Origin of the sequence: Klebsiella sp. 141161 (assembly GCF_050600815.1) — a bacterium.
GTDB classification, from domain to species: Bacteria; Pseudomonadota; Gammaproteobacteria; order Enterobacterales; family Enterobacteriaceae; genus Klebsiella; species Klebsiella aerogenes.
In genome coordinates, this window is the sequence record NZ_JAQIRN010000003.1 from 727,183 (window position 1) to 733,428 (window position 6,246).

Consider the following 6,246-nt stretch of genomic DNA (forward strand, 5'->3'; position numbering starts at 1 on the left):
GGTAAATAAGCGCAAAATCAGCCTGTTCTGCTATTCCGTTGCTATCAACGGCTCTACAGTAGAGACAGAACAGGCTCCCGCGTCGGGAGTGACGCACAATAAGGATCAACAATGAAGAAACTTGCCATCACCTGTGCATTATTGTCTGGCTTCGTGGTAAGCCAGGTTTGGGCAGACGCTGCCGGCGACTTAAAAAGCCGTCTGGATAAAGTCAGCAGCTTCCATGCCAGCTTCACTCAGAAAGTGACCGACGCAAGCGGTAATGCCGTGCAGGACGGGCAGGGCGATTTGTGGGTGAAACGCCCGAATCTGTTCAACTGGCATATGACCCAGCCGGATGAAAGCATTCTGGTGTCGGATGGGAAAACGCTGTGGTTCTACAACCCATTTGTCGAGCAGGCAACCGCGACCTGGCTGAAAAACGCGACCAGCAACACGCCGTTCATGCTGATCGCCCGCAACCAGTCAGCGGACTGGCAGCAATATAATATCAAGCAAAACGGCGATGATTTTGTGCTGACGCCAAAAAGCGGTAACGGCAATCTGAAGCAGTTCACAATCAATGTCGGTCGTGACGGTACTATCCATCAGTTCAGCGCCGTTGAGCAGGACGACCAGCGCAGCAGCTATCAGCTGAAGTCGCAGCAGAATGGCGCCGTCGATGTATCTAAGTTCACTTTTACGCCGCCGCAAGGGGTGACGGTGGACGATCAACGTAAGTAGAGGCGAATGTGAGCAACTTTTCGCTCGATTTTTCCGATAATGCATTTCAACCTCTGGCCGCCCGTATGCGGCCAGAAAATTTAGCGCAGTACATTGGCCAGCAGCACCTGCTGGCGCCGGGCAAACCGCTGCCGCGGGCGATTGAGGCCGGGCATCTGCACTCGATGATCCTGTGGGGGCCGCCGGGCACCGGTAAAACTACCCTTGCGGAAGTGATCGCCCGCTATGCTAATGCCGATGTCGAACGTATCTCGGCTGTCACCTCTGGCGTCAAAGAGATCCGCGAAGCTATCGAGCGCGCGCGGCAAAACCGCAACGCCGGCCGACGCACTATCCTGTTTGTTGATGAAGTGCATCGTTTCAATAAAAGTCAGCAGGACGCCTTTCTGCCGCACATCGAAGACGGCACTATTACTTTTATTGGCGCGACGACCGAAAATCCGTCATTTGAACTTAATTCCGCTTTGCTCTCCCGCGCTCGCGTCTATTTGCTCAAATCACTGACCACGGACGATATCGAGCAGGTGCTCAACCAGGCGATGAGCGACAAAGCGCGAGGTTACGGCGGGCAGGATATTGTCCTGCCGGATGAAACCCGCAAGGCGATTGCCGAACTGGTTAACGGCGACGCGCGCCGGGCGTTGAATACGCTGGAAATGATGGCCGATATGGCTGAAAACGATGATTCGGGCAAGCGAGTGCTGAAGGCAGAGCTGCTTACCGAAATCGCCGGCGAGCGTAGCGCGCGTTTTGATAATAAAGGCGACCGTTTTTACGATCTTATCTCCGCGCTACATAAGTCCGTGCGCGGAAGCGCGCCGGATGCGGCGCTGTACTGGTACGCACGGATCATTACCGCGGGCGGCGACCCGCTGTATGTTGCGCGCCGTTGTCTGGCTATCGCGTCTGAGGATGTCGGTAACGCCGATCCTCGCGCCATGCAGGTGGCCATTTCCGCGTGGGATTGTTTTACCCGCGTCGGGCCGGCGGAAGGCGAACGGGCTATCGCTCAGGCGATTGTTTATCTGGCCTGCGCGCCGAAGAGTAATGCTGTGTACACCGCCTTTAAGGCCGCGCTTGCCGACGCCCGCGATCGCCCTGATTACGACGTGCCGGTTCATTTACGCAATGCGCCGACCAAACTCATGAAAGAGATGGGCTATGGTCAGGAATACCGCTACGCGCACGATGAGCCTAACGCCTACGCCGCCGGCGAGCAGTATTTCCCGCAGGAAATGGCGCAAACGCGCTATTATCAGCCAACAAACAGGGGGCTCGAGGGCAAAATCGCTGAAAAGCTCGCCTGGCTTGCCGAACTGGATCAAAATAGCCAGATAAAACGCTACCGCTAATTGTGGCGTTGCGGTAAGGTTATTACCTATATTTCCGTGGCCGTAGTTTGCGGCCACTTTTCCTATTTAAATTCGATAAGCACAGGATAAGCATGCTCGATCCCAATCTGCTGCGTACCGAGCCAGACGCAGTCGCAGAAAAACTGGCACGCCGGGGCTTTAAGCTGGATGTAGATAAACTGCGCGCTCTTGAAGAGCGTCGTAAAGTTCTGCAGGTTCAAACCGAAAACCTGCAGGCGGAGCGTAACTCCCGATCGAAATCCATTGGCCAGGCGAAAGCGCGCGGGGAAGATATCGAGCCATTACGCCTGGAAGTGAACAAACTTGGCGAACAGCTGGATGCCGCAAAGTCCGAGCTGGAAACGCTGCTGGCGGAAATTCGCGATATCGCGCTGGCGATCCCGAATATTCCTCACGATGACGTGCCGGTTGGCCGCGACGAAAACGACAACGTTGAAGTCAGCCGCTGGGGTACGCCGCGCCAGTTCGATTTCGAGGTGCGCGACCACGTTACGCTGGGCGAAATGCATGGCGGGCTGGACTTCGCCGCCGCCGTTAAGCTGACCGGTTCCCGTTTCGTGGTGATGAAAGGCCAACTGGCCCGCCTGCACCGCGCACTGGCGCAGTTCATGCTGGATCTGCACACCGAACAGCACGGCTATAGCGAGAACTATGTTCCGTATCTGGTGAACCAGGACACGCTGTATGGTACTGGCCAGTTGCCGAAATTCGCCGGCGACCTGTTCCATACTCGTCCGCTGGAAGAAGAAGCCGATAGCAGCAACTACGCGTTGATTCCGACCGCCGAAGTGCCGCTGACCAACCTGGTCCGCGACGAAATCATCGACGAAGACGATCTGCCGATCAAAATGACCGCCCATACGCCGTGCTTCCGTTCTGAAGCGGGTTCCTATGGTCGTGATACTCGCGGTCTGATCCGTATGCACCAGTTCGACAAAGTTGAAATGGTGCAGATCGTACGTCCGGAAGACTCCATGGCGGCGCTGGAAGAGATGACCGGCCACGCTGAGAAGGTTCTGCAACTGCTGGGTCTGCCGTACCGTAAGGTAGCGCTGTGCACCGGCGATATGGGCTTCAGCGCCTGTAAAACCTATGACCTCGAAGTGTGGGTTCCGGCGCAGGATACCTATCGCGAAATTTCTTCCTGCTCCAACGTCTGGGATTTCCAGGCGCGTCGTATGCAGGCGCGTTGCCGCAGCAAGTCTGACAAAAAGACTCGTCTCGTTCATACTCTGAATGGTTCTGGTCTGGCGGTTGGCCGTACGCTGGTTGCGGTGATGGAAAACTATCAGCAGGCCGATGGCCGTATCGAGATCCCGGAAGTCCTGCGCCCGTATATGCGCGGCCTCGAATATATCGGTTAATCTTTTCTACTCTTTCCTTAAAAGCGCCTGTGGGCGCTTTTTTTATATCCTTATTGATACCGGGCAATAATCCATTCAGTGAATCCGGTGATACTCCCTTTGGATTAATACAGCATAAAAAGCCAATAAAATCCGATATATATAAAATTATATAACGATTGTCAGCTTATTGTGAGCAACCAAAGCGAGTATCTATGAAAATCAAAGCCCCCGATGCTTTACTGGCTGCCGAAGTTAGCCGACGTGGTTTAATGAAAACCACGGCGATAGGCGGCCTGGCGATGGCCAGCAACGCATTGACCTTGCCCTTTACGCGTATTGCGCACGCCGCTGATACGTTGGCCCCGGAAAATGAGAAGGTCGTCTGGAGCGCCTGCACCGTAAACTGCGGAAGTCGTTGTCCGCTGCGTATGCACGTGGTTGACGGCGCGATTAAGTACGTAGAAACCGATAATACCGGTGACGATAACTACGACGGCCTGCATCAGGTCCGCGCCTGTCTGCGCGGCCGCTCTATGCGCCGCCGCGTCTATAACCCTGACCGGCTGAAATATCCGATGAAGCGGGTTGGCAAACGCGGTGAAGGAAAATTCGAACAAATTAGCTGGGAAGAGGCGTTCGATACTATCGCCAGCAATATGCAGCGCCTGATTAAAGATTATGGCAACGAATCTATCTATCTGAACTACGGAACCGGGACGCTCGGCGGGACTCTGACTCGTTCCTGGCCGCCGGGTAAAACCCTGATTGCACGTCTGATGAACTGCTGCGGCGGCTATCTGAATCATTATGGCGACTATTCATCGGCGCAGATTGCGGCAGGGTTGAATTACACCTATGGCGGTTGGGCAGACGGTAACAGTCCGTCAGATATCGAAAACAGTCAGCTGGTGGTGCTGTTCGGCAATAACCCTGGCGAAACGCGAATGAGCGGCGGCGGGGTCACTTACTACCTTGAGCAGGCGCGGCAGAAATCCAACGCCCGCATGATCATTATCGATCCGCGCTATACCGACACCGGCGCCGGGCGTGAAGATGAATGGATCCCGATTCGTCCGGGAACCGACGCGGCGCTCATTTCAGCGCTGGCATGGGTGATGATTACTGAAAATCTGGTCGATCAACCCTTCCTCGATAAATACTGCGTCGGCTACGACGAGAAAACCTTACCTGCCGATGCGCCGGCTAATGGGCATTATAAAGCTTATATTCTTGGTCAGGGCTCCGACGGTATCGCTAAAACGCCGGAGTGGGCATCCACCATTACCGGGATCCCGCGTGAGCGCATTGTGAAGCTGGCCCGTGAGATTGCGACGGCGAAACCGGCGTATATCAGCCAGGGCTGGGGACCTCAGCGTCACGCAAACGGCGAAATCGCCACCCGCGCCATCTCTATGCTCGCCATTCTGACCGGCAACGTTGGCATCAATGGCGGTAATAGCGGCGCGCGTGAAGGTTCATATAGCCTGCCTTTCGAACGCATGCCGACGCTGGAAAACCCGGTAGAGACCAGCATCTCCATGTTTATGTGGACCGACGCGATTGAACGTGGTCCGGAAATGACCGCGCTGCGTGATGGAGTACGCGGCAAAGATAAGCTCGACGTGCCGATCAAAATGATCTGGAACTACGCGGGTAACTGCCTGATCAACCAACACTCTGAGATCAACCGCACCCACGAAATTCTGCAGGACGACAAGAAGTGCGAAATGATCGTGGTCATCGACTGCCACATGACGTCGTCTGCGAAATACGCCGATATTCTGCTACCGGACTGTACCGCCTCGGAGCAGATGGACTTCGCGCTGGATGCCTCCTGCGGCAATATGTCTTACGTCATCTTTGCCGACCAGGCTATTAAACCGCGTTTCGAATGCAAAACTATCTATGAGATGACCACCGAGTTGGCGAAACGTATGGGGGTGGCGGAGAAGTTTACCGAAGGGCGCACTCAGGAAGGCTGGATGCGCTATTTGTATGAGCAGTCGCGTAAAGCGATTCCCGAACTGCCGGATTTTGATACTTTCCGCCAGCAGGGCATCTTCAAGCAGCGTGACCCGCAAGGTCATCATGTGGCGTATAAAGCCTTCCGTGACGATCCGCAGGCCAATCCGCTGACCACGCCATCGGGCAAAATCGAAATCTACTCCCAGGAGCTTGCCAAAATCGCCGCGACCTGGGAACTGCCTGAAGGCGATGTGATCGATCCGCTGCCGATCTACACCCCAGGTTTTGAAAACTACAACGATCCGTTGACCGCTAAATATCCGCTACAACTGACGGGGTTCCACTATAAATCTCGCGTCCACTCAACTTATGGCAACGTTGATGTCCTGCAGGCCGCCTGCCGTCAGGAGATGTGGATTAACCCGATCGATGCGCAGAGGCGCGGCATCGCCAACGGCGATCGCATACGCATTTTCAACGACCGCGGTGAAGTGCATATCGAAGCGAAAGTGACGCCGCGAATGATGCCTGGCGTCGTCGCGCTGGGCGAGGGCGCCTGGTATAACCCGGATGCCTCACGCGTGGATCAGGCCGGCAGCATTAACGTGCTGACCACCCAACGACCGTCGCCGTTGGCGAAAGGCAACCCATCGCATACCAACCTCGTCCAGGTTGAAAAGCTGTAAGGAGTAACCGATGACAACTCAGTATGGATTTTTTATCGATTCCGCCCGTTGCACCGGTTGCAAAACCTGCGAGCTGGCCTGTAAAGACTACAAGAACCTGACGCCGGACGTCAGCTTCCGTCGTATCTACGAGTATGCCGGCGGCGACTGGCA

The 6,246-nt window shown here is 55.3% G+C and carries 5 protein-coding genes; all 5 read left to right on the plus strand.

Annotated elements, in window-relative coordinates; genetic code table 11:
- Nucleotides 1–111 precede the first annotated feature (111 nt).
- Nucleotides 112–723 carry an outer membrane lipoprotein chaperone LolA gene (lolA, locus tag PGR79_RS11815; protein WP_430921718.1) on the plus strand — a complete coding sequence of 204 codons (612 nt, stop codon included), beginning with the start codon at nucleotides 112–114 and terminating at the stop codon, nucleotides 721–723.
- Between the two features lie 8 nt (nucleotides 724–731).
- Nucleotides 732–2,075: a replication-associated recombination protein RarA gene (gene rarA, locus PGR79_RS11820; RefSeq protein ID WP_113374875.1), complete on the plus strand. Its 1,344-nt coding sequence runs from the start codon at nucleotides 732–734 to the stop codon at nucleotides 2,073–2,075.
- Between the two features lie 92 nt (nucleotides 2,076–2,167).
- Nucleotides 2,168–3,460 (plus strand): serine--tRNA ligase, encoded by a 1,293-nt coding sequence (gene serS / locus PGR79_RS11825; RefSeq protein ID WP_015704878.1) that lies wholly within the window; start codon nucleotides 2,168–2,170, stop codon nucleotides 3,458–3,460.
- 194 nt (nucleotides 3,461–3,654) lie between these two features.
- Nucleotides 3,655–6,093 (plus strand): dimethylsulfoxide reductase subunit A, encoded by a 2,439-nt coding sequence (gene dmsA, locus PGR79_RS11830; protein WP_271032262.1) that lies wholly within the window; start codon nucleotides 3,655–3,657, stop codon nucleotides 6,091–6,093.
- A gap of 10 nt (nucleotides 6,094–6,103) precedes the next feature.
- Nucleotides 6,104–6,246 (plus strand): 4Fe-4S binding protein (locus PGR79_RS11835; protein ID WP_048481461.1); only part of this gene is annotated, 143 nt, incomplete at its 3' end.

Bases quoted from the DNA above. Each gene is read 5' to 3' on its own strand.
- lolA (WP_430921718.1), top strand. From the start codon at position 112: ATGAAGAAACTTGCCATCACCTGTGCATTATTGTCTGGCTTCGTGGTA.
- serS (WP_015704878.1), top strand. From the start codon at position 2,168: ATGCTCGATCCCAATCTGCTGCGTACCGAGCCAGACGCAGTCGCAGAA.
- dmsA (WP_271032262.1), top strand. From the start codon at position 3,655: ATGAAAATCAAAGCCCCCGATGCTTTACTGGCTGCCGAAGTTAGCCGA.